The 23,640-nt window shown below is 61.6% G+C and carries 21 protein-coding genes; 15 read left to right on the top strand and 6 right to left on the bottom strand.

What is annotated here, in order from left to right; translation table 11 throughout:
- Positions 1-47: 47 nt before the first annotated feature.
- Positions 48-938, top strand: coding sequence for a LysR family transcriptional regulator (locus NE851_RS22930; protein ID WP_254957952.1), 891 nt, complete (start codon positions 48-50; stop codon positions 936-938).
- Between the two features lie 96 nt (positions 939-1,034).
- Here NE851_RS22930 and NE851_RS22925 read toward each other — a convergent pair whose 3' ends face one another.
- Positions 1,035-2,078: a LacI family transcriptional regulator gene (locus NE851_RS22925; RefSeq protein ID WP_127430945.1), complete on the bottom strand. Its 1,044-nt coding sequence runs from the start codon at positions 2,076-2,078 to the stop codon at positions 1,035-1,037.
- A gap of 453 nt (positions 2,079-2,531) precedes the next feature.
- Between NE851_RS22925 and NE851_RS22920 the strand changes: the two genes are divergently transcribed.
- The 12 genes from NE851_RS22920 (at position 2,532) to NE851_RS22865 (ending at position 17,382) form a co-directional block, all read left to right on the top strand.
- Positions 2,532-3,767 (top strand): ABC transporter substrate-binding protein, encoded by a 1,236-nt coding sequence (locus NE851_RS22920; RefSeq protein WP_063475053.1) that lies wholly within the window; start codon positions 2,532-2,534, stop codon positions 3,765-3,767.
- Between the two features lie 182 nt (positions 3,768-3,949).
- The gene (locus NE851_RS22915; protein WP_097543698.1) at positions 3,950-4,855 is read left to right on the top strand and encodes a carbohydrate ABC transporter permease; all 906 of its coding nucleotides are present in this window, start codon (positions 3,950-3,952) and stop codon (positions 4,853-4,855) included.
- Positions 4,848-5,792, top strand: a complete 945-nt coding sequence (locus NE851_RS22910; protein WP_047611637.1) for a carbohydrate ABC transporter permease — start codon at positions 4,848-4,850, stop codon at positions 5,790-5,792. The genes NE851_RS22915 and NE851_RS22910 overlap by 8 nt, the downstream gene beginning before the upstream one ends.
- 4 nt (positions 5,793-5,796) lie before the next feature.
- Positions 5,797-6,888 carry an ABC transporter ATP-binding protein gene (locus tag NE851_RS22905; protein ID WP_174824474.1) on the top strand — a complete coding sequence of 364 codons (1,092 nt, stop codon included), beginning with the start codon at positions 5,797-5,799 and terminating at the stop codon, positions 6,886-6,888.
- Positions 6,889-7,013: 125 nt separating this feature from the next.
- On the top strand, positions 7,014-9,476 hold the full coding sequence (locus NE851_RS22900) for a beta-mannosidase (protein ID WP_063475052.1): 2,463 nt from the start codon (positions 7,014-7,016) through the stop codon (positions 9,474-9,476).
- Positions 9,477-9,513: 37 nt separating this feature from the next.
- Positions 9,514-10,275 (top strand): sugar phosphate isomerase/epimerase family protein, encoded by a 762-nt coding sequence (locus NE851_RS22895; protein WP_063475051.1) that lies wholly within the window; start codon positions 9,514-9,516, stop codon positions 10,273-10,275.
- Between the two features lie 8 nt (positions 10,276-10,283).
- Entirely contained in the window at positions 10,284-11,417 is a 1,134-nt protein-coding gene (locus tag NE851_RS22890) for a Gfo/Idh/MocA family protein (RefSeq protein ID WP_063475050.1), read from the top strand.
- Between the two features lie 128 nt (positions 11,418-11,545).
- On the top strand, positions 11,546-12,577 hold the full coding sequence (gene mgrA, locus NE851_RS22885) for an L-glyceraldehyde 3-phosphate reductase (RefSeq protein WP_063475049.1): 1,032 nt from the start codon (positions 11,546-11,548) through the stop codon (positions 12,575-12,577).
- 98 nt (positions 12,578-12,675) lie between these two features.
- Positions 12,676-14,289 (top strand): glycoside hydrolase family 43 protein, encoded by a 1,614-nt coding sequence (locus NE851_RS22880; protein WP_132572013.1) that lies wholly within the window; start codon positions 12,676-12,678, stop codon positions 14,287-14,289.
- Between the two features lie 559 nt (positions 14,290-14,848).
- Entirely contained in the window at positions 14,849-15,775 is a 927-nt protein-coding gene (locus NE851_RS22875; protein ID WP_047610232.1) for an ABC transporter ATP-binding protein, read from the top strand.
- A complete protein-coding gene (locus NE851_RS22870; protein ID WP_047610230.1) occupies positions 15,772-16,533 on the top strand; it encodes an ABC transporter permease in 762 nt (253 codons plus the stop codon). The genes NE851_RS22875 and NE851_RS22870 overlap by 4 nt, the downstream gene beginning before the upstream one ends.
- A gap of 111 nt (positions 16,534-16,644) precedes the next feature.
- A complete protein-coding gene (locus NE851_RS22865) occupies positions 16,645-17,382 on the top strand; it encodes an SDR family oxidoreductase (protein ID WP_047610228.1) in 738 nt (245 codons plus the stop codon).
- Here the strand turns inward: NE851_RS22865 and NE851_RS22860 are convergent.
- Both NE851_RS22860 and NE851_RS22855 read right to left on the bottom strand, forming a co-directional pair.
- Complete coding sequence (locus NE851_RS22860) at positions 17,345-18,268, bottom strand: LysR family transcriptional regulator (RefSeq protein ID WP_132572010.1); 924 nt, start codon at positions 18,266-18,268, stop codon at positions 17,345-17,347. The genes NE851_RS22865 and NE851_RS22860 overlap by 38 nt on opposite strands.
- Positions 18,269-18,394: 126 nt before the next feature.
- The gene (locus NE851_RS22855) at positions 18,395-18,832 is read right to left on the bottom strand and encodes an EamA family transporter (RefSeq protein WP_047610224.1); all 438 of its coding nucleotides are present in this window, start codon (positions 18,830-18,832) and stop codon (positions 18,395-18,397) included.
- Positions 18,833-19,324: 492 nt separating this feature from the next.
- On the opposite strand from NE851_RS22855, the gene NE851_RS22850 reads away from it, so the two are divergent.
- A complete protein-coding gene (locus tag NE851_RS22850; RefSeq protein ID WP_132572004.1) occupies positions 19,325-20,578 on the top strand; it encodes an MFS transporter in 1,254 nt (417 codons plus the stop codon).
- A 17-nt stretch (positions 20,579-20,595) separates the two neighbouring features.
- On the opposite strand, the gene NE851_RS22845 is transcribed toward NE851_RS22850, so the two are convergent.
- Genes NE851_RS22845 through NE851_RS22835 form a run of 3 tightly spaced genes read right to left on the bottom strand, consistent with a single transcriptional unit; the run spans position 20,596 to position 22,313 of the window.
- Positions 20,596-21,297 (bottom strand): TIGR02281 family clan AA aspartic protease, encoded by a 702-nt coding sequence (locus NE851_RS22845; protein ID WP_047610219.1) that lies wholly within the window; start codon positions 21,295-21,297, stop codon positions 20,596-20,598.
- Positions 21,294-21,512 carry a DUF1289 domain-containing protein gene (locus NE851_RS22840; RefSeq protein ID WP_097543691.1) on the bottom strand — a complete coding sequence of 73 codons (219 nt, stop codon included), beginning with the start codon at positions 21,510-21,512 and terminating at the stop codon, positions 21,294-21,296. The genes NE851_RS22845 and NE851_RS22840 overlap by 4 nt, the downstream gene beginning before the upstream one ends.
- Positions 21,513-21,530: 18 nt before the next feature.
- Entirely contained in the window at positions 21,531-22,313 is a 783-nt protein-coding gene (locus tag NE851_RS22835) for an adenosylcobinamide-GDP ribazoletransferase (protein ID WP_097543690.1), read from the bottom strand.
- A 155-nt stretch (positions 22,314-22,468) separates the two neighbouring features.
- Between NE851_RS22835 and cobT the strand changes: the two genes are divergently transcribed.
- Positions 22,469-23,485, top strand: coding sequence for a nicotinate-nucleotide--dimethylbenzimidazole phosphoribosyltransferase (gene cobT / locus NE851_RS22830; protein ID WP_047610212.1), 1,017 nt, complete (start codon positions 22,469-22,471; stop codon positions 23,483-23,485).
- The last annotated feature ends 155 nt before the right edge of the window (positions 23,486-23,640 follow it).

Here is a 23,640-nt window from a genome sequence, read left to right as displayed (position 1 = left end):
ATAGATTAGAAAATATGGCTGATTGATACGATTGAAGGGAGCCGGATTTGGATTTTTTCCGATTGCGCACGCTTCGCGAGCTCTCACGCCGTGAGACGATGGCCGCGGTTGGCGATGCGCTCGGCATTTCGTCCTCGGCCGTTTCCCAGCAGATCGCCCAGTTGGAGGATGAAGTCGGAATTGCGCTGGTCGAGCGGCGTGGGCGAGGGGTGACGCTGACACCGGCCGGCCGGCGGCTGGTTGTGCATGCCGACCGGATATTCGCCGTTGTCGAGGAGGCCAAGACCGATATTGCCGAGCTGCAGAATATCGTCGCGGGGGACCTCGGGATCGCCGCTCAACCCTCGGCGGCGTCCTCCTTCATCCCGGCTGCGATGCGCCAACTGGCAAACGATCACCCGCATCTTGGCATGGTCATGACGACGATGGGACCTGCCGACGGGGTTGCAGCACTCAGATCCTGGCAGGCCGATATCGTCGTTGCCGACGACATCTCCTTCGATCCCCATACCTTGCAAGGCCCGTTCGATACGCTGTTCCTGTGCCGCGATCAGCTCTTCGTGCTGCTGCCCGCCGGCCACAGGCTGGAGAGCGAGCCCGTCATCGAACTCGGACAGTTGAGGGATGAACATTGGGCGCTCGACGTCGCCTCCAGCGCCTATTCCATGGCCATCCGCCAGGCCTGCCGCGATATCGGTTTCGAGCCTGTTATCAACGGCTTCAGCGACAGCTTCGAAGTGGTCTTCGCGCTTGTCGAGGCCGGCTGTTCGATTTCGGTGATGCCTGGACTGGCGCTTCGGGATTTCGGTGGATCGCTGGTCGTGAAGCCACTGTCGCCAGCCGTCTACCGCAACATCTATGCGATCACGCGGCACGGCGAGGGGCGCAATCCGAAGATTGCAGCGGTGCTTGATGCGTTGGTGACGGCCGTCGCGTGACGCCGCGTCGCGGGGTGTCTTTCGAGGCGCCGGCCTTTGGCTTACGCGTACAAGGATGCCGAGTGTCGGACGATGCCGCGCTCCATCCGCTGCCCCCTATCTCCCGCTCTCCGGCCAGGTCGGCTGACTGATGCTCTGCAGCAGCTCCGGTTCGACGCCGTCGATGCGGGCGATGACGGCTTTGGCCATTTCGCGGCCGGCTTGGCGCACGTCTTCCTGGGCGGTGATGATCTCGGGGCGGATCCAGTTGAGGATCGGCACCGATTGCTTGGAGACCATATCGAGGTCGCGGCCGAGCGCCTTGCCAGCGGCTTCAATGCCGGCATTGACGGCGATGGCTGCACTGCCGGCCGAACAGACGATGCCGTCCGGCGCATTGGCCGAGCGCATCATCACTTCGACGACGTCGCGGATGTCGGCGAGCGGGGCGTCGGTGTTGATGCGCAGCGGCACTTCCTCGGCGCCGTAATCGTGCAGGCCGGTCTGGAAGCCGATGCGGATATGGGCGTAGTAGGTGAGCTTGCTTGGCGGCTGCAGCAGGGCGATGCGGCGCCGGCCGCGCTTGACGAGCTTTTGCACCGCCTGATGGGCGAAGGCCTCGTTGTCGAAATCGTGGAAAGGGTGCGTGAGACCCGCATCGGTGCGCCCATGCGTGGCAAAGGGCATGCCGCGTTCGCTTAGCAGCCTGACGCGCGGATCGTCCGGCTCGATGCGCGAGATGATGACCCCGTCGGCCGAGCCGGTATCGAGGATATAGCGCACCGGCAGCATCGGGTCCTTGCTATGGGAATGCGGCGTGATGACGATATGATAGGGCGTTCCGGACAGTACCTCGGAGATACCGAAGACCATCTGGCTCGAGAAGCCCATGATCTCCTCGTCGATGCTGAGGACAAGGGCGATGACGTTGGTCTTGCCGGTGCGCAGGCGCACACCCGCCCTGTTCGGCTGGTAGCCCAGCTGGCGGGCGACCATGCGCACCCGCTCCTTGGTTTCCGCCCCAATGTCAGGCGCATCTTTCAGCGCGCGCGACACCGTGGTCACGCCAAGGCCGGTCATGAAGGCGATCGTCTTCAATGTCGGGCGCTCACGCGCTGCCGGCGTCGATGCCGTTTGCCCGAAATTTCCCTTGTTTTCCATCCCTTAGGCCTGCCTCGCGCGAATTGGTGTCGCTTATAGAGGCTTTTTCCAGCGCCGTAAGCCCGCCGCCTGCCAAAATCGCGCCTCCCTAAGGAATGCAATCTGTAACGATACAGTAGAAATGTCGAGTGCTTTTTCTTGTGTGCGCAGCAGCATTATAGCCATAGGTTGAATCGATGGTTTGTGGCTTGTTTTTCTGCAGTTGCGAAGGAGGTAATGCGAGAGGCGAGAATGTGCTATAAAATTTAATGTTTTCTATCAATGATATAAATCAATGACGCACATGCGAGAAAGCTTTGCTACATATCGATCCATGGAATGCATCGGTTCGGTGGAAAACAGGCAGAAGTAGCAATTTGGATGTTCGCGGAAAAATTTGCAGGCGGACAGTTGCGTGGAGAAATCGATTGATCTAAGTTTTTCCGGCAACGTTTCAGTGAGGGAGGAGAACTCATGAAAATCCGTATTATGGCAAGCCTGCTTGCCGCTTCGGTCGCGCTTCCGTTCGGCGCCGCCAACGCCACCGATCTCGAAGTCACCCATTGGTGGACTTCGGGCGGTGAATCCGCTGCCGTCGCCGAACTGGCCAAGGCATTCGACGCGACCGGCAACCACTGGGTCGACGGCGCTATCGCCGGTTCCGGCGGCACGGCCCGTCCGATCATGATCAGCCGCATCACCGGCGGCGACCCGATGGGCGCCACCCAGTTCAACCATGGCCGCCAGGCCGAGGAACTCGTTCAGGCCGGTCTGATGCGCGATCTGACCGACGTGGCGACCGCCGAGCACTGGAAGGACATCGTTCGTCCGTCGAGCCTGCTCGATTCCTGCACCATCGACGGCAAGATCTACTGCGCTCCGGTCAACATCCATTCCTGGCAGTGGTTGTGGCTTTCGAACGCCGCCTTCAAGAAGGCCGGCGTCGAAGTTCCGAAGAACTGGGACGAGTTCGTTGCCGCCGCTCCGGCGCTCGAAAAGGCCGGCATCATTCCGCTCGCCGTCGGCGGTCAGCCGTGGCAGGCGACTGGCGCCTTCGACGTGCTGATGGTTGCGGTCGCGGGCAAGGATACCTTCAACAAGGTCTTCAAGGACAAGGATGCGGAAGTTGCCGCCGGTCCTGAAATCGCCAAGGTGTTCAAGGCAGCCGACGATGCACGGCGCATGGCCAAAGGCAGCAACGTCCAGGACTGGAACCAGGCGACCAACCTCGTCATCACCGGCAAGGCCGGGGGCCAGATCATGGGTGACTGGGCGCAGGGTGAATTCGCGCTCGCCGGTCAGAAGGCCGGTACCGACTATACCTGCCTGCCGGGCCTCGGCGTGAACGAGATCATCTCGACCGGTGGCGACGCCTTCTACTTCCCGCTGCTGAAGGATGAGGAAAAGTCCAAGGCTCAGGCTGTGCTTGCCAAGACCCTGCTCGATCCCAAGACCCAGGTTGCCTTCAACCTGAAGAAGGGCTCGCTGCCGGTTCGCGGCGACGTCGATCTCGCCGCCGCCAACGACTGCATGAAGAAGGGTCTCGACATTCTGGCCAAGGGCAACGTGATCCAAGGCACCGACCAGCTGCTTTCGGCAGACAGCCAGAAGCAGAAGGAAGATCTCTTCTCCGAATTCTTCGCCAACCCATCGATGACGCCGGAAGACGCTCAGAAGCGTTTCGCCGGGATCATCGCTTCTGCTGACTGATCAGCAGATTCGCTGCCTTGCGATCCGGCTCTTGGTGAGCCGGATCGTTCCGGGCGATCGGTGATGGTCCGGTCCGCAGCGAGGTTTCTCCGGTATCTTCAGCAGGTTTCGGAGGTGGGGACGACAGGTGGCGCTTTGCTGTTCTGTCACGGGTCGCAGTCGCGATTTGAGGAGAAGTGTTCATGACGGGTCAAGCGAAAGCAGGCCGGCCAAACAAGTTACTGCGCAATCTGAATGCAAAGATTGCGTCCATCCCGATGATCCTGACAGCGCTGGTGATCTTTGTCGGCGGCACGTTCTGGACGGTGTTTTATTCCTTCACCAATTCCAAACTCCTTCCGCGGTTGAGCTTTGTCGGCATCGATCAGTACGAGCGCCTCTGGGCGGCACCCCGCTGGGTGACGGCGATCCAGAATCTGGCTGTCTATGGCATCCTCTCGCTGATCTTCAGCCTGGTCATCGGTTTCATGCTCGCCGCACTGATGGACCAGAAGATCCGTTTCGAAAACACCTTCCGCACCATCTTCCTCTATCCCTTTGCGCTGTCCTTCATCGTGACGGGCCTCGTGTGGCAATGGGTTCTGAATCCCGATTTCGGCATTCAGGCGGTGGTGCGCTCGGTCGGCTGGACGAGTTTCACCTTCAATCCGCTCTATACGCCTGAAATCGTCATCTACGGCATTCTGATCGCGGCGCTGTGGCAGGGAACGGGTCTCGTCATGTGCCTGATGCTTGCCGGCCTGCGTGGGATCGACGAGGACATCTGGAAAGCGGCGCGCGTGGACGGTATTCCGATGTGGAAGACCTATCTCTTCATCGTCATCCCGATGATGCGGCCGGTGTTCATCACGACGATCGTCATCATCGCCTCCGGCATCGTCAAGGTCTACGACCTTGTGGTCGCTCAGACGTCGGGCGGACCGGGTATTTCTTCGGAAGTGCCGGCGAAATATGTCTACGACTACATGTTCCAGGCGCAGAACCTGGGGCAGGGCTTTGCCGCCTCGACCATGATGCTCGTCACTGTCGCGATCATCATCGTTCCGTGGGCCTATCTGGAATTTGGTGGAGGGCGCAAGCGTGGCTAATATAGAAGCTCTCAACACCGTTGCTGCCGGCATCGACGCCGTTGCCCCGAAGCTTGGCGACGGCCCCAGCGGCCCGAGGCCGCGCCCGGCGCTGTCGGCGCGCAACATCATGCTCTACGGTACGCTGATCGTCGCAGCACTTTATTATCTGCTGCCGCTCTATGTGATGGTCGTGACGTCGCTGAAGGGCATGCCGGAAATCCGTCTCGGCAACATCTTCTCGCCGCCGATGGAGATCACCTTCGAGCCCTGGGTGAAGGCCTGGGCGCAGGCCTGCACCGGGCTCAACTGCGATGGCCTGTCGCGCGGCTTCTGGAATTCGGTGCGCATCACTGTGCCGTCGGTCATCATCTCGATCGCGATTGCCTCGGTGAATGGCTATGCGCTGGCCAACTGGCGCTTCCGGGGATCCGAGCTCTTCTTTTCGATCCTCATCATCGGGGCATTTATTCCCTATCAGGTGATGATCTATCCGATCGTCATTATCCTACGCGAAATCGGCATTTACGGCACGCTGAGCGGCCTCGTCATCGTGCATTCGATTTTCGGCATGCCGATTTTGACGCTGCTCTTCCGAAACTACTTCGTGTCGCTGCCGGAGGAGCTGTTCAAGGCGGCGCGCGTCGACGGGGCCGGTTTCTGGCAAATCTTCCTGAAGATCATGCTGCCGATGTCGCTGCCGATCTTCGTCGTCGCGATGATCCTGCAGGTGACCGGCATCTGGAACGACTTCCTGTTCGGCGTGGTCTTCACCCGTCCGGATACTTATCCGATGACCGTGCAGCTCAACAACATCGTCAATTCCGTCCAGGGCGTGAAGGAATACAACGTCAACATGGCGGCAACGATTCTCACGGGTCTCGTGCCGCTCATCGTCTACTTCGTGTCGGGACGGCTTTTCGTCCGCGGCATCGCCGCTGGCGCAGTGAAGGGTTGATCTCATGAATATGAATGCAAGCGTCTCCATCAAGGATCTGTCCCTGAACTTCGGTGCGGTGAGCGTGCTGAAGGATCTCAACCTCGATATCAACGACGGCGAATTCCTCGTGCTGCTCGGCTCGTCCGGCTGCGGCAAGTCGACCTTGCTGAATTGCATCGCCGGCCTGCTCGACGCCTCGGAAGGGCAGATCTTCATCAAGGGCAAGAACGTTACCTGGGAAGAGCCGAAGGATCGCGGCATCGGCATGGTGTTCCAGTCCTATGCGCTCTATCCGCAGATGACCGTCGAGAAGAACCTGTCCTTCGGTCTTCGCGTCGCCAAGGTGCCACAGGCCGAGATCGACAAGCGCGTGGCGCGCGCCTCCGAAATCCTGCAGATCCAGCCGCTTTTGAAACGCAAGCCGGCCGAGCTTTCCGGCGGCCAGCGCCAGCGCGTGGCGATCGGCCGGGCGCTGGTGCGCGATGTCGACGTCTTCCTGTTCGACGAGCCGCTGTCCAACCTCGACGCCAAGCTCCGCTCGGAGCTGCGTGTCGAGATCAAGCGCCTGCACCAGTCGCTGAAGAACACGATGATCTACGTCACCCACGACCAGATCGAGGCGCTGACGCTTGCCGATCGCATCGCCATCATGAAGAGCGGCATCATCCAGCAGCTCGACGATCCGACGACGATCTACAACAGGCCGCGCAATCTCTTCGTCGCCGGCTTCATCGGCTCGCCTTCGATGAATTTCCTGCACGGCGAGCTGGTCAAGTCAGGCGACGGCATTGCCTTTTCTGCCAACGGCGTCATTTTCTCGCTCGCGGCTTACGACGCCAACGAGACGCTGCAGCCCGGCCGCAAGGTGGTGCTCGGCGTCCGTCCCGAACACATCAAGGTCAACGAGAATGCCGGCGGCGAAGAACATGACGCCACCGTCGATATCGAGGAGCCGATGGGCGCGGACAATCTGCTGTGGCTGAAACATGCCGGTCACACGATGTCGGTACGCGTCAACGGCGCGCGCCGCTTCAATGTCGGCGCCAAGGTGAAGCTCAGTTTCGACATGACGGTCGCCTCGGTCTTCGATGCGGAAACCGAGCTGCGTCTCTAGAGAACAATGCGGGCGGGGCCGAAATGGCGCCGCCCTATCTCCAATCGGCCGTCAGGCCAGCCAAATTCGGCCGCGGTCCGGCTTGTCCGGCGATCCCCAGGAGCGGTCCGATCGGGATACTACTAATGACATCCTTGCCGAAGAACGGTTTCAACATCGACCTTTCCGGTTCGTGGCAGCTTGCCTCCGTCGATGGCGAGATCCGCACTGCGATCATTCTGCCGGGCGACGTGCACACCGCGCTCCATCGCGCAAGCCTGATCCCCGATCCCTATTTCGGCCGCAACGAGGAAAAGGTGCAATGGGTCGCCGAGCGCGAATGGGCGGTCGAGCGCAGCTTCACGCTTCAGGAGGTCGAGGGCGACTGGTATCTCGATATCGATTATCTCGACACGGTCGCCAGCGTTCACGTCAACGGCTTCCTGGCGCTTGAGGCCGACAACAGTTTCCGCCGCTACCGGCCTGATGTCTCCAGCATGCTGAAAGCAGGCGACAACAGCATCCGCATCGTCTTTGCCTCCAGCGTCGCCGTCGCTGCTGCGCGGCAGAAGCAGCAGCCCTTCTACATTCCCTACAGCACCGGCAATTCGCCGATCCCCGACGGCAACATGCTGCGCAAGCCGCAATGCCATTTCGGCTGGGACTGGAACATCGCCATTGCGCCGCTCGGCCTTTACGGCACGATCGCGCTGAAAAAGCTCGAGACCGCGCGCATCGAGCATGTGGTCACCCGTCAGACCCACAACAATGACGGCTCGGTCGATCTCAAAGTGACGGCGACGCTGTTTTCCAAGGGGCCGAGCATTGCCCAGGTCTATTTCGAACTCGACGGCGAGCGCGTGCGCCTGGATGTCGGCGTCAACGGCGAGAGCCATGTCAACCACCTCTTCCATATCGACAATCCGCGCCTCTGGTGGCCTTCCGGCAGCGGCGAGCAGGCGCTCTACAGGCTGTCGGTCGAAACGTCGACGGATGAGGTGATCAAGCAGATCGGCCTTCGCACCGTCGAACTGATCACCACGCCGGATGCATCAGGCAGTCGCTTCGCTTTCAAGGTCAACGGCCATGAGATCTTCTGCCGCGGCGCCAACTGGATCCCGGCCGACGCGCTGTTTTCGCTGTCTTCGCCTGAGAAGACCGAGGATCTGCTGCAATCGGCCAAAGCCGCCAACATGAACATGATCCGCGTCTGGGGCGGCGGCTTCTACGAGCAGGATCATTTCTATGATCTCTGCGACCGGCTGGGTCTCATGGTCTGGCAGGACTTCATGTTCGCCTGCAACCTCTATCCCTCGACCGAGGACTTCCTCGACAATGTGACGATCGAGGTCGATTACCAGGTGCGCCGGCTCTCCTCGCATCCGTCGATCGTGCTCTGGTGCGGTGATAACGAGCTGGTGGGCGCACTCACCTGGTTCGAGGAATCCCGCAAGGATCGCGACCGCTATCTCGTCTCCTACGATCGCCTCAACCGCACCATCGAGCAAGCGGTGAAGAAGGCGCTGCCCGGCGCGCTCTGGTGGCCGTCGAGCCCGGCCTCCGGCTATCTCGATTTCGGCGATGCCTGGCATGCCGACGGATCCGGCGACATGCATTACTGGTCGGTCTGGCACGAGAACAAGTCGTTCGACAATTACCGTTCGGTGCGTCCGCGCTTCTGCTCGGAATTCGGCTTCCAGTCCTATACGTCGCTGCCGGTAATCAAGACCTATGCCGAGGAGAAGGACATGAACGTCGCTTCCCCGGTGATGGAGCTGCACCAGAAGAATGCCGGCGGCAATGAGCGCATCGCCGGCACGATGTTCCGCTATTTCCGCTTCCCCAAGGATTTTCCGAACTTCGTCTATCTCTCACAGATCCAGCAGGGACTCGCCATCAAGACGGCAGTGGAATACTGGCGGTCGCTCAAACCCCATTGCATGGGCACGATCTACTGGCAGCTCAATGACACCTGGCCGGTCGCCTCCTGGTCGAGCCTCGATTATGGCGGCCGCTGGAAGGCGATGCACTATCTCGTCAAGCGCTTCTTCCAGCCTGTCGCGGTCGCCGCCATTCCTTCCGACGACGGAAAGACGATCCGCTTCTCGCTGGTCAACGACACGCTTGCCGATGTCAGCATCGACCTTTCGATCTCGCTGCTGACGATGAAGGGCGAACGGCGGCACCTCAAGGACGTGCAGGCCATGTGCTCGCCGGATGCGGCGGTGACGGCCACGAGCATCGACGTCTCCGACATTCCCGACGGAACGCTGCTGGCCTGGCATTTCACCGCGTCTAACGGCACGGGCGGCGAGGGGCACTATGTCAACGGCACCTACAAGGCGCTGGAGCTGGAGCCCGCGGGGCTTACCGTCACCCACGAATATGTCGAGGGGAATGGTTCGGTCGACATCAACGTCACCGCTGGAGGACTTGCGCTCTTCGTGATGATCGAGACCGAGACGGACGGCAAATATTCCGACAACGCCTTCGACCTTGCGGCCGGCGAGAGCCGCCGCATCACCTTTACCCCGGCACGGCCGCTTGATCGCGGCGCGCTTCCGGCGTTCCGGTTCTACGACCTGCATTCCTGCCAGTCGGCGGATTGATCTTGCAAGAATGGGCACGAGGCCCAAGGAGAACATGATGACGAAACTCAGCTATCAGCTTTATAGCGCCCGCAACTTCCAGCCCTATTCTGTGATTTTCGAAAAGCTCGGCAAGGCGGGCTATGCCGAAGTCGAAGGCTTCGGCGGCATTTACGCCGATCTCGACGATGCCGGGCTGAACAGCCTTCGCGCCGACCTCGACAAGAATGGCCTGGTCATGGCGACCGGCCATTTCAGCCCAGACTTCCTGGAGAAGGACGTTCAGAAGTCGCTGAACATTGCCAAGATCCTCGGCATGGATTCGATCTATGCGCCGCATCTGGCAGCTGACCAGCGGCCGTCAGACGCCGCCGGCTGGGTCGCCTTCGGCAAGCGCCTGCAGGAAATGAGCAAACCCTACAAGGATGCCGGTTACGAATTCGGCTGGCACAATCATGACTTCGAGTTCTTCAAGCTGCAGGACGGTTCGCGGCCCATCGAGCGCATCTTCGAAGGCGCACCCGATATTTCCTGGGAGGCCGATATCGCCTGGGTCATCCGCGGCGGTGCCGATCCCTTCGCCTGGGTCGAAAAGCTCGGACCGCGCATCACCGCCGTGCACGTCAAGGACATCGCGCCGGCGGGCGAAGCGACGGATGAGGACGGCTGGGCCGATGTCGGGCATGGCAAGGTCGAGTGGGCGAAGCTGATCACGGCGCTGCGTGCCACAAGGGCGAAACACTTCGTCGTAGAACATGACAACCCCAAGGATATCGACCGCAACATCAGCCGCTCGATTGCATCCTTTCAGACTTATTGAGGCACATCATGACCAGGGAACTTGGCGTCGGCATCATTGGATGCGGCAACATCTCCACCACCTACTTTTCACTGGCACCGCTCTTCAAGGGGCTGAAGGTGCTGGCCTGCGCCGATATCAACGTGCAGGCCGCCGAGGCGCGCGCCAAGGAATACGGCGTCAAGGCGCAGACGATCGACGCGCTTCTCGCCAATGACGAGATCGACGTCGTCGTCAACCTGACGATCCCGGATGCTCATTTCCGGGTGTCGAAGGCGATCCTCGAGGCTGGGAAACACGTCTATTCGGAAAAGCCCCTAGTGCTTTCGCTCGAAGAGGGCGAGGAGCTTCGGCGCATCGCCAAGGAGAAGAAGCTTGCCGTCGGCTGCGCGCCCGACACCTTCCTCGGCGGCGCCCACCAACTCGCCCGCAAGTTCATCGACGACGGCGGCATCGGCCGGGTGACTTCGGGCGCCTGCTACGTCATGAGCCCCGGCATGGAGATGTGGCATCCGAACCCGGATTTCTTCTTTCTGCCGGGCGGCGGCCCGATCCTTGATCTCGGCCCCTATTACATCGCCAATCTGATCAATCTGATCGGCCCGGTGAAACGCGTCGGCGGCATGACCTCGATGGCGTCGCCGACCCGCACGATCACCAGCGAGCCGCGCAATGGCGAGATCATCCCGGTCAAGACCCCGACGACGATCCAGGCGCTGCTCGAATTCGTCAACGGCGCCACGGTGACGCTGACGGCGAGCTGGGACGTGTGGTCTCACCGCCATGCCAATATGGAGCTCTACGGCACCGATGGCTCGCTCTACGTACCGGACCCGAACTTCTTCGGCGGCGTCGTCGAGGCCAGCGGCCGCGACAAGGACATCAAGCCGCTGGAGGCTTGGGAGCATCCGTTCGGCAAGATCAACCAGGAAAACCCGAACGGCGCGCGCGCCAACTACCGCACCGCCGGCCTTGCCGACATGGTGTCGGCGCTGATCGAAGGGCGCGATGCGCGCTGCTCGCTCGACCGCACGCTGCACGGCGTCGACGTCATGACCTCGATCCTGAAATCGGGCGAGGAGGGCCGTTTCATCGACCTGACGACAACCTGCACGCAGCCGGCCGCCCTCGGTATCGAAGAAGCACAGGCGCTCTTGAAGTAGGTCTGCGAAGCTCTATTGTCGGCGCGGGCGATAGGCCCGCGCCTTTTTACTTCGATCGTTTGTTACGCGCGATTCCTGGGAAAAAGGCTGCATACTTTTCCAGGAATTGCTTTTAAAGGATTGGGATCATGAGCTGGCAACCAGCCGCAGACCGCTATTCGAAAATGAAATATAACCGCACGGGCCGTTCCGGCCTGAAGCTGCCGGCCGTCTCGCTCGGCCTCTGGCACAATTTCGGCGGCGACACGTCGCACGACCGCAAGATCGATATGTGCCGCACGGCCTTCGACCTCGGCATCACCCATTTCGACCTCGCCAACAATTACGGCCCGCCGCCCGGCAGCGCCGAGACCGCCTTCGGCGAGATCCTGCGCACCGAATTTGCCGGGCTTCGTGACGAGCTGATCATTTCGTCGAAGGCCGGTTATGACATGTGGCCCGGACCCTATGGCGAATGGGGCAGCCGAAAGTACCTGATCGCCTCCTGCGACCAGAGCCTGAAGCGCATGGGCCTCGACTATGTAGACATCTTCTATTCGCATCGCTTCGATCCGGAGACGCCGCTGGAAGAGACCTGCGGCGCGCTCGACCATATCGTGCGCTCCGGCCGGGCGCTCTATGTCGGCATTTCCTCCTATAATTCGCAGCGCTCGCGCGAAGCCGCAAAGATCCTGCAGGAGCTTGGCACGCCGTGCCTGATCCACCAGCCGAGCTATTCGATGCTCAACCGCTGGGTCGAGGACGACAAGCTGCTCGATACGCTGGATGAGGTCGGCATGGGTTCGATCGTCTTCTCGCCGCTTGCCCAGGGCATGCTGTCGACGAAATATCTCGGCGGCATTCCGGAAGACAGCCGCGCGGCGCAGAACCACTTCCTCAAGCGCGATTTCATCCGCCCTTCGATCATCGACAATATCCGCAAGCTCAACGGGATCGCCGAAAAGCGCGGCCAGACGCTGGCGCAGATGGCGATCGCCTGGGTGCTGCGCGGCGGCCGCGTGACCTCGGCGCTGATCGGCGCCAGCCGCTCCTCGCAGATCGTCGATTGCGTCAAGGCGCTCGACAATCTCGAATTCACCGTAGAGGAACTTGCCGAGATCGACGTCTACGCCCGCGAGGCCGACATCAACCTCTGGGCCAAGTCGGCCGAACGCGCATAAATCAAGCCGGGCCCGGGGAGGAAACTCTTCCGGGCTCTTTTCTACTATGATCTGATGTACGTGCAGCAAATAGCACCGATGCTCGGAGGAGACCGTCCATGATCCGCAATCCCATCCTGCCGGGGTTCAACCCCGATCCGTCGATCTGCCGCGTCGGCGCGGATTATTACATCGCCACCTCGACCTTCGAATGGTATCCCGGCGTGCAGATCCACCATTCGCGCGACCTGGTAAACTGGACGCTGGTGCGCCGGCCGTTGGAACGCAGGTCGCAGCTCGACATGCGCGGCAATCCCGATAGCTGCGGCATCTGGGCGCCGTGTCTTTCCTATGCCGACGGGCAGTTCTGGCTTGTTTATACCGACGTCAAGCGCTTCGACGGCAGCTTCAAGGACGCGCCGAACTACATCGTCACCGCACCTTCGATCGAGGCCGAATGGTCCGACCCCGTCTATGTCAATTCCTCAGGCTTCGATCCCTCGCTGTTTCACGACGATGACGGCCGCAAGTGGTTCATCAACATGCAGTGGAACCATCGCACCGAAAGCTACGGCGGCTCGCCGAAATCGCCGGCCTTCGACGGTATCCTGCTGCAGGAATGGGATCCGGCGACAAAGGCGTTGAAGGGGCCGATCAAGAACATCTTCGCCGGCAGCCCACTCGGCCTCGTCGAAGGCCCGCATCTCTTCAAACGCAACGGCTGGTATTATCTGACGACCGCCGAGGGCGGCACCGGCTACGACCACGCCGTCACCATGGCGCGGTCCCGCGATATTGACGGACCCTATGAGATGCATCCGAACATGCATCTGATCACCTCCAAGGACCACCCGGGCGCGGTGCTGCAGCGGGCAGGGCACGGGCAGTATGTCGAGACGCCCGACGGCGAGGCCTACCACACCCATCTCTGCGGCCGGCCGTTGCCGCCGAAGCGGCGCTGCACACTGGGGCGAGAGACAAGCCTGCAGAAATGCGTCTGGCGCGACGATGACTGGCTTTATCTCGAAAATGGCACCAGCGTACCTGATGTCGATGTACCCGGTCTCTTCGGCGCGACGCCTGTGGAAAAGCCGATGCGCAGCGAATACAGCTTCGACGGCGGCACGCTGCCTGGCGATTTTCAGTGGCTGCGCACGCCCGAGCCCGAGCGCATCTTCAACCTGACGGATCGTCCCGGCCATTTGCGCCTGATTGCGCGCGAAAGCATCGGTTCCTGGTTCGAACAGTCGCTGATCGCCCGCCGGCAGGAACACCACAGTTTCCGCGCCGAGACCGTGATCGAGTTCTCGCCCGACACCTATCAGCAGGTGGCGGGGCTGACGCATTACTACAACCGGCACAAGTTCCACGCCGTTGCCGTGACGCTGCACGAAACACTCGGCCGCTGCGTGACGATCCTCTCCTGCAACGGCGACTACCCGAACGGACGGCTGAGTTTTCCCGCCGACAGCGGCGTTTCGATTGCTGCCGAGGGCCGCGTCCAGCTCGCCATGGAAATCCGCGAGAACGACCTGCAGTTCTTCTGGCAGACCGAAGGCAAGGGCGCATGGCAGCCGATCGGCCCGGTCCTCGACGCCGGTGTGATTTCAGACGAGGGCGGACGCGGCGAACATGGCTCCTTCACCGGTGCTTTCGCCGGCGTATTTGCCTTCGATACGTCAGGCCGGGCGAAGAGTGCTGATTTCGACTGGTTTGTTTATGACGAGTTGTAAGGGCGAGCGACGATAGGACCGAATGCGCCGATCTCCAGCGAGGGGCAACAACGGGCAACCCACAAAAAGAAAGCCGGCGCAGGGCCGGCTTAAGACGAACACGGCTGGACAGGGATACTGGCCGGTTCCAAGCACTTCGTAACTGAACAATAACTTTCACTACATGCCGAGGCAGCCAAAAAGGGGCGCAACGAGAACGCCCGGAGACGGCTCCGCAAAGGGATGGGCGGCGGGGGCGGATGCCGGTGCTGGCCTCGGCTCTCTTATCGGGCATGAATATCACCGGATGATGACATCTGAGCCCGGCCGCTGCCTTTCTTTTCGCGAGGGGCGGTTCATCGCGAAGCCCGATGCCAACTAACCCCGCCCGCGCCAGCGGGCTGTCCGCGCCAGCGGATTGACAATGTCAGCGAGCGCCCTGTGTTAGTGGGCGCCTACGCTAACGGGCCAACTATGTTAGCAGTGCGCGAATGCAGTGTTCAGCGCTTAAGGATGTTAAAGCGTTACAAAGGGACTATATAGCGGCCGAGTAACTTCCGAGAATCCTCAAGAGTTCCGCATGGCCCCCATCATTTCCGTTCAGAACCTCACCAAGACCTACGCCAATGGGTTCGAGGCCCTGAAGGGCATCAATCTCGACGTCGAAAAGGGTGAGATCCTGGCGCTGCTCGGGCCAAACGGCGCGGGCAAGACGACGCTGATCTCGATTATCTGCGGCATCGCCAATCCGAGCGGCGGCCGGGTGTTGGTCGCCGGCCACGACGTCGTGAAGGATTTTCGCGCCACCCGCGGAATGATCGGGCTGGTGCCGCAGGAACTGACCACCGATCAGTTCGAGACGGTGTTCAATACCGTCAGCTTTTCGCGCGGTCTGCACGGCAAGAAAGCCAATCCTGCTCATATCGAGAGAGTGCTGCGCGCACTCTCGCTCTGGGACAAGAAGGACAATATGCTGCGCCAGCTCTCCGGCGGCATGAAGCGGCGAGTGCTGATCGCCAAGGCTCTCTCGCATGAGCCGGATATTCTTTTCCTCGACGAGCCGACCGCCGGCGTCGACGTGACGCTGCGCAAGGACATGTGGCATGTCGTCGAAGAGCTTCGGGCCTCCGGCGTCACCATCATCCTGACCACGCATTATATCGAAGAGGCCGAGGAAATTGCCGACCGCGTCGGCGTCATCAACGGCGGCGAATTGCTGCTCGTCGAGGACAAGGCGGCGCTGATGGCCAAGCTCGGTCGTAAGCAGCTCATCCTCGATCTCACTGAACCGCTCGACCGGCTGCCGGATTGTTTTGCCGGCAATGGATTGACGCTGGAGGCTGACGGCAACCGGCTGACTTATGATTTCGACACTGACAACGAGCAGGAAAGTATTGCGGCACTGCTGACCCGGCTCGGCGAGAACAATATCCATTTCAAGGATCTCTCGACGCGGCAAAGCTCGCTTGAGGACATCTTCGTGGCGCTGGTGGGAGCGGACAAATGAACGTCGAAGCCGTCAAATCGATCTATTTCTTCGAGATGGCGCGCACGCGCCGCACCCTGTTGCAGAGCGTCATCTCGCCCGTGATCTCGACATCTCTTTATTTCATCGTCTTCGGCGCCGCGGTCGGCTCGCGCATCCAGGAGGTGGAGGGCGTGTCCTACGGCGCCTTCATCACCCCCGGCTTGATCATGCTGACGTTGCTCGGCCAGTGCATCAGCAACGGCTCCTTCGGCATCTATTTCCCGAAATTCACCGGCACGATCTACGAGGTGCTTTCGGCGCCGGTGGCGATGACCGAGATTTTGCTCGGATATGTCGGGGCGGCGGCAACCAAGGGAATGATTATCGGCTTCATTATCCTCCTGACCGCCAATCTTTTCGTCGACGTCAGGATCGAGCATCCCTTCATGATGATTCTGTTCTTCCTACTGACGGCGATCACCTTCAGCCTGTTCGGCTTCATGATCGGCATCTGGGCCGGCAATTTCGAACAGCTGAACCTTATTCCCATGCTGGTCGTGCCGCCGCTCACCTTCCTCGGCGGCAGCTTCTATTCGGTCAGCATGCTGCCGCCTTTCTGGCAGGCGGTCAGCCACCTCAACCCGGTGCTCTATCTCGTCAGCGGTTTCCGCTGGAGCTTTTACGGGATCGCCGATGTCAATCCGGCGATCAGCCTGGCGATGATCACGGTCTTCCTGGGCATCTGCTTGGGAACGCTCGCCTGGATATTCAAGACGGGGTATCGGCTGCGCAACTGACCGTTTTCCTGAATGACATCATCGGATTTTCCGATGATGTTATCGATTTCTTCCGTTTTTCTTCCGTTTTGGCCTGGGGCATCTGCTGGTCAGCCAAGAAGGAGACGGCAGATGACGGATATCAGGATCGAAGGCGCGAAGATCATTATTGTTGGCGGCAGTTCCGGCATGGGACTGGCGCTTGCTGCACGCTTACTTGAGGAGGGAGCGTCGGTGACGATCGCGGGACGTAGCGCCGACAGGCTTGCGGCGGCGCGGCGCGATCTCGGCGATCACCCTGGATTGGCGACGCTTGCCGTCGATATATCGCGAGAGGAAGAGGTAGCGGCGCTTTTCCGCAATAGCGATCCCGTTGACCATATCGTCAGCACCGCCGCTGACATCGAAGGCGCCTACCAGTTGCTGCCGTCGATCGAACTTGCGGCGGCACAACGTGTGGTCGAGAGCAAGTTCTATGGGCCGTTGCTGCTGGCGAAATACGGTGCGCCCCTCCTGCCGCTATCAGGATCGATTACTTATACATCGGGCGTTGCGGCCTATCGGCCGGCGGCGCGGGGATCGGTCGTCGCAGCGGTTAACGCTGCGCTCGAAGGCCTGGTCAGGGCGTTGGCGATCGAGCTGGCGCCGATCCGCGTCAACGCCGTGTCGCCGGGATGGGTGGACACGCCGATTTGGAGCTTGGTTGCCGGCGACGCCAAGCAGGCGACGCTTGAGGCCATGGCACAACGCCTGCCAGCCGGGCGTGTCGGCAGGCCCGCGGATATTGCCGATGCGATCCGCTTCCTGATCGGCAACGGCTTCACCACAGGCACTATCCTGCACGTTGAAGGCGGACATCGGCTGGTTTGAGGGGCTGAAGGTTGTCGGACGCTGATGACAGCAAGAGAGAAAGCGCCGGCGGCTGAACGCGCCGGCGGCGCCACACCATGATCAGCGAAGCGGCAGGTGGATTGCCCGGCCATGGCAGTTCGACGACGTCGTCGCGTGTTGCCGCATGGCCGAGCGCAAGGCGTGGCACAAGGCCGTAACCAGTGCCGGATGCAACGAGTCGGATGATCGTGGCGATGCTGTCGGCCTCAGTGACGATCGGTGGCGTGGCGATGCCGGCGTCGGCAAAGGCGGTCTCGAACAGGTGACGGTAGACGCAGCCGGTTTCGGTGGCGACGAAGGGCGCGTTCTTCAGTGCGGCGAGGCTTGCGGGTGGTCGGGCTTGCAAATCGCGGCCGGCAATCAGCGCCAACTGTTCGCTGCAGATGCGGCGCGTCAAGAAGCGTTCGTCCTGATGCCCGCGATCGAAGGTGAAGGCGACATCGATCGAGCCCTGCTGCAACTGCGCAACCAATTCGCCGCTGCCGCCGACCTTGAGCTTGAGGCCGACGTCTGGGTTCTTCTTGCGAAAGAGTGATAGCCACGGCGCCAGCCTTTCGGCGGCGATGGTTTCGAGCGTACCCAAGGTGATGGACTGTCCAGCGCTGCCGGCTGCAGCACTGACGGCGGCCTTCGCCTCGTCGTTCAGCGCCAATATCTCTTCGGCATAGGCCTTGAGGACCGCGCCCGCCGGTGTCGGGACCACGCCCTGCCGCGAGCGGAGGAAGAGCTCTGCGCCCAATTCCTCTTCCAGAGCCTGTATCTGGTCGCTGAGGCTCGACTGAGCGAGATTGACCTCGGCGGCGGCGCGCGTCAGATTTTCGTGCCGGATCACCGCAAGGAATGTCTTCAATTGTCGCAGGTTCATGTTGGCTCCGTACGACGCGTGGAGGCGCCTTGACGCAGGATATCAACAAAGCAGAACGTGCTGCAATGCAGGTGCATTTGGCGACGAAGGCTTGTCTTTCCTGCTGCGTGTTGCGCCCGCTTCATCTCAGGCGCTGCTGACGAGCAGAGCGCCTGAGATGATCAGGACGGTACCGGCGGCGAGCCTCATTATGTTGACCTCGGAGGCTTCACCGAGAATGACGGCGCCGATTGCCAGCGTCACCAGCACGTTGCAGCTCCAGATCGGAGCGAGTTTCGAAACCGGGACGCCATAAGCAAAAAGCGCAAAGCTGATGAGGCCGGTGCCGACGGCGAAGCAGGCGCCCGCGATGGCGGCAAAACCGAGACCCTCGGCGGTCCAGGGGGCAGGGCGCCAGATCAGCGCGGCGAGCAGACCGGCGAGCGCGCAGACAGCGCCGAAGGCGATCAGATAGATGGCGGAGCCGGTAGCTGATGTGGCGCTCTGTTTCTGGAAGATGGCAGTGATGCCCCAGAAGAAAGCCGGCAGAACGCCGCCGATGACGATCGGCCAAAGTGAATTCATCGCGAAACTCCTGTCGCACCCATGGATTAAGGCCTCGCCCAAGGCGAAGGCCGGTCGAACATGCGGTGCCACCAGACTACAGCGCCGCGCGTCTTTCAGACGCGCAAAGGACGCTGTAGCACTTTGAATTGCTGCATAATTCCTGAAATCGATTCCGATTTCAGGAATTATGCACGGGAAGTTTCTTTTTGCTCTTTGTGGTCTTGTTGTTGCGCTTGAAGCTGACAGATCCGAACGCTGCCGTAAAGCCGCTCCGCCCGTCAAAAAGCGGCGCATTGACGGAGTGCGAATTACTCTCTAGCTGTAGCGGCCATGAAGATCGCAATGGTTCTTGTCGTGGTGATAGAGCGCATGGGCAGGATGGTGTAACCATCCGGCAAACAGCCCCATGCGCGGAAATCGAGCTCCTGACGGGGCTTTTTTTATGCCCTGAATTTGGGCTGCGCCTCGTCAGATTTCCCCCGACATCTCGCTGACAAGACGGGCAAGACCATGACTCGCGACAATGCTGTTCAGAACTCCAGCAGCCGCATGACCGACACGACGGTTGCGACATCGACCGCGGCGGCGCCCCGGCGCACGATCCTCCTCCTGCTCACGGCGCTCTCGGTATTGCCGGTGAACATATATCTGCCGGCGCTGCCGAACATCGCAGCCACGTTCCAAGCCGATTTCGCGCTCGTCAATCTGTCGGTTGCGGGCTATGCGATCGTCAACGCCCTGACGGAGATCGTCGCAGGCGCAATGTCGGATCGATATGGGCGCAGACCGGTCGCACTGGTCGCCGTCGCCATTTTCATCGTCGCCTCCGTCGGTTGCGCCCTTGCTCCAAATATCGGCATCTTCCTTCTGTTTCGCGCCATGCAAGCGTCCATCGCCGCATGTTTTTGTGTCGCCCTCGTCGTCATCAAGGAGACGGCGGGCGAAGGTCAGGCCGCCAACAGAATTGGTTACGCCGCCATGGGATGGGCAATTGCTCCCATGCTGGGTCCCACCTTCGGCGGAGCTTTGGACGAGTTGTTCGGATGGCGGTCGATTTTCGTCGCCCTTGCGCTGCTCGGGGCCGCCATCCTCGCGATCTCCATGCGCGAGCTCAAGGAGACCGCCGAACACAAATCGAGATCGAGAGGCAACCATCTCGCCTCCTATGGGCAGCTTCTGGGTTCGGCACGGTTCTGGGCCTATGCGCTGTGCATGGCCTGTTCGACGGGCACTCTCTATATTTTCCTGGGAGGAGCATCGTCGGCCGTTGGCGAGTCGGTCGGCGGATCAAGCGCAAAGCTCGGCTTCTACATGGGAATGATCCCTGCGGGGTTCATTCTGGGCAGCTATCTCGCTGGCCGCTTCACCGGGAACTCGCCGGGCACGACCCTTGTCATTGCGCGCCTGGTGACGTGTATGGGTCTATTGTTTGGGCTTATCTTCTCGATGTCGGGCGCCACCCACGTCCTTGCGTTCTTCGGACCCTGCATATTCATCGGCATCGGCAACGGATTGACCTTTCCCGCCGCCAATCTGGGTGTGATGTCCGTGCGCGGCAATCTCGCAGGCACCGCCGCGGGCCTTGCTGCCGCGATGTCGATTGGCGGCGGAGCACTCATCGCCTCGGTCGCCGGGCTGTTTCTCGGTGGGCCGGGCGCGGTTCACACGCTATTCGGCCTGTTGCTGATATCGGCTTCGCTCGCATTGTCGGCAGCGCTTTTCGCGGCACTCGTCGATCGGCGAACGGCTGACAACGGATCGTGAGCGCCTCGGCGCCGGGTTCAATCGCGCATGCGCAGTTCATCGGTCTGCATCTGCAGGGAGCCCAGCGTTTCCAGGAAGCTCATGCCGAGCAGGCTCTGGTCGAGCCGGCCGTCCTCGGCGACGCTGGCTGCGACATTGTTGCGGACGATCGGGCCGATCGCCACCTGGTCGAGCGTGACGGGTGCTGCGCGGCCGCGGCCGTTGGCGGTCATGACGGTCATGGAATAGGTGAGGCCGGAGAGGTCGATGCCGATCCGCTCGGCATCTTCGCGCGACAGCGCCACCATGCTGGCGCCGGTGTCGACGAGCATCTGGATCGTCTGGCCGTTGACAGCGACATCGGCTTCGAAATGGCCGTTCAGCAGCTTGTGCAGGATGATCTCCTGGCCGCCCTCGCTTGTCGTGACGACGACGGCGTGGCCGGGAACGAGGCCGGCGAGCAGCCTGTTGCCGACGCCGAGCGCCTCCTGGCGATAGAGATAGACGGTCGCGAGCGCCAGGATGATGACCAGCCAGATCATCATCTGGCGCATCGTTTCGCCGACACTGCGCCGGCTGGCCCAGATGCCGGCCGACAGCATCAGCGCGATCGGCAACAGATAGACGACGCGGCCGAAGTCATCGCTCTGCAGGCCAAGGATATGGCCGCTGTCATTGTTGACGATCAACACGGCAAGGCCGATGCCGATCACGACGAGGAAGACGGTCAAACGGATCATAAAGGCCGCTCCGACCGACTGGCGAGGCTTGTTTCCATATGGTTCGGCACCGCGGCGATGCCTGCAAGCCTTGCCGGCAGCAGCGCCATGATCCGTCTTCGCTCGGCGTCGGAGTAGGTCATCCAGCTGCCAATCTCCTGAAGAGTCCGGCCGCAGCCGGCGCAAAATCCGGCGGAGGGCTCCATGGAGCAGACGTGAATGCAGGGTGTTTGCATGAGCGATATATCGGAGTTTCAAAGAGCGGTGGCAAGAGCGCAAAGGGTGGCGATCTCGCAAATTTGCTGGGTTGCGCCGAGCGTATCGCCGGTGTGGCCGGCAAGCTTGCGGCGGATGAAAACGGTGAAGGAAAGCCCTGCGATCCCGGTGGCGAGCAGGCTTGCGACCAGCGGCCTCAGGCCGAAGGCAGGCCAGATCAGAAGCGCTGCGACGAGGCCGGCCGCGGCGAGCGCAAACTGCATCGCCGCCTCGTCCGGCTGGCCGGTCGAGGCAGCCACGCCATCGGCCTTTGCCGGTGCCAGCCGCTGCCAGTGCCAGGTGATGGCGCCGCGGCTCAGTGCCGCGACGGCGAGAATGGCAAGGGCGGCAGCGAGCGGCGAGGAATGTCGGGCGATGGCGGCAAGCGCGGCTGCGCGGATCGCGAAAGACAGGATCAATGCGATCGCGCCATAGGTGCCGATCCGGCTGTCCTTCATGATGAGGAGGCTCTGCTCGCGGCTCTTGCCGCCGCCGATGCCATCGGCCGTATCGGCCAGGCCGTCCTCGTGCAGCGCACCGGTGACGAGAGCCTGGACGGAAAGCGCGATCAGAGCTGCCATCAGCGGGTCGGCCCTGAGCCCCAAAAGCAGGAGGAGCGCGAGCCCGGGGGCGAAGCCGATGACCAGGCCGGCGAAGGGAAAGGCGCGCACCAGCCGGCCGAGCCTGCCGTCATAGCCTTTGAACAGCGATTGCGGCATCGGAATGCGGCTGAGGAAGGCGACGGCGCGGGCGGTGTCGACCGCATGGTCCTTGATCTTCATTCTGCTTCGTTCTGCCAGAGGTTTCGGCTTATGGTCGCGGCGGCGCTTTTGGAGTTGTTCGCCTCGTCCGCCCGCTTTAAGAGAGTTGCCACCCGCAAGGAAGCTGATTTGCGTGGAAAAGACAAGAATACCGGATTCATAGGAAAACCGCACAGATGAGCGTTTCAGGCCTGCCGTTCGACGATTTCCGTACCCTGCTTCGTGACCTGCCGGGCCCGGATGCCCGCGCGCTGGTGGCGGCGCGCGAACGCGACGCGCAACTGACCAAGCCGCCGGGCGCGCTTGGACGGCTTGAGGAGATCGCCTTCTGGCTTGCCGCCTGGACGGGCCGCACACCTGCCGTCAACCGGCCGCTGGTGGCGATCTTTGCCGGCAATCACGGCGTCACCAGACAGGGCATCACGCCCTTTCCGCCCGCGGTGACGCAGCAGATGGTCGAGAATTTTGCCGCCGGGGGGGCTGCGATCAACCAGATCTGCGTCGCCTATGATCTCGGGCTGAAAGTCTTCGATCTGGCGCTCGACTATCCCACCGGCGACATCACCGAAGAGGCTGCACTTTCCGAGCGCGATTGCGCCGCGACCATGGCCTTCGGCATGGAGGCGATCGCCGGCGGCACCGACCTGCTCTGCATCGGCGAGATGGGGATCGGCAATACGACGATTGCGGCGGCGATCAATTATGCGCTTTACGGCGGTTCGGCACGCGACTGGGTGGGACCCGGCACCGGTTCGGAAGGCGAGATGCTGGAGCGCAAGATCGCGGCGGTGGAAAAGGCGGTGGCGTTGCATAGCGACCATCTCGATGATCCGCTGGAGATCATGCGCCGGCTCGGCGGCCGCGAGATCGCGGCGATGGCCGGCGCCATTCTTGCCGCCCGCATGGAGCGCATTCCCGTGCTGATCGACGGTTATGTCGCAACCGCGGCGGCAGCGATCCTGAAGGCCGCCAATCCGTCCGCACTCGATCATTGCCTGATCGGCCATGTCTCCGGCGAGCCAGGACATCTGCGCGCAATTGAGATGCTCGGCAAAACGCCGCTTCTGGCGCTTGGCATGCGGCTCGGCGAAGGCACCGGTGCGGCGCTCGCCGCCGGTATCGTCAAGGCGGCCGCCGCCTGCCATTCCGGCATGGCGACCTTCGCCCAGGCGGGTGTGACCAACAAGCATTGAGGCCGCGGCCGGTGCCGCCGATCCCGCGGTCGGCGCGGCCGATCCGCCCGCCTTTGCTTGCGCCGCCCAAGGGGATTCGGTATTTGCGTATTCGCTCATCGAAGGGGAGACGGCAAGCTTTCCCGGGTCTGTGACGCAACGGCAAGAGGAGAGGG

Origin of the sequence: Rhizobium anhuiense bv. trifolii, assembly GCF_024346605.1 — a bacterium.
GTDB classification, from domain to species: Bacteria; Pseudomonadota; Alphaproteobacteria; order Rhizobiales; family Rhizobiaceae; genus Rhizobium; species Rhizobium anhuiense.
Note: the sequence above shows the minus strand (reverse complement) of the source record. Positions and strands in the feature narration are given on the sequence as shown.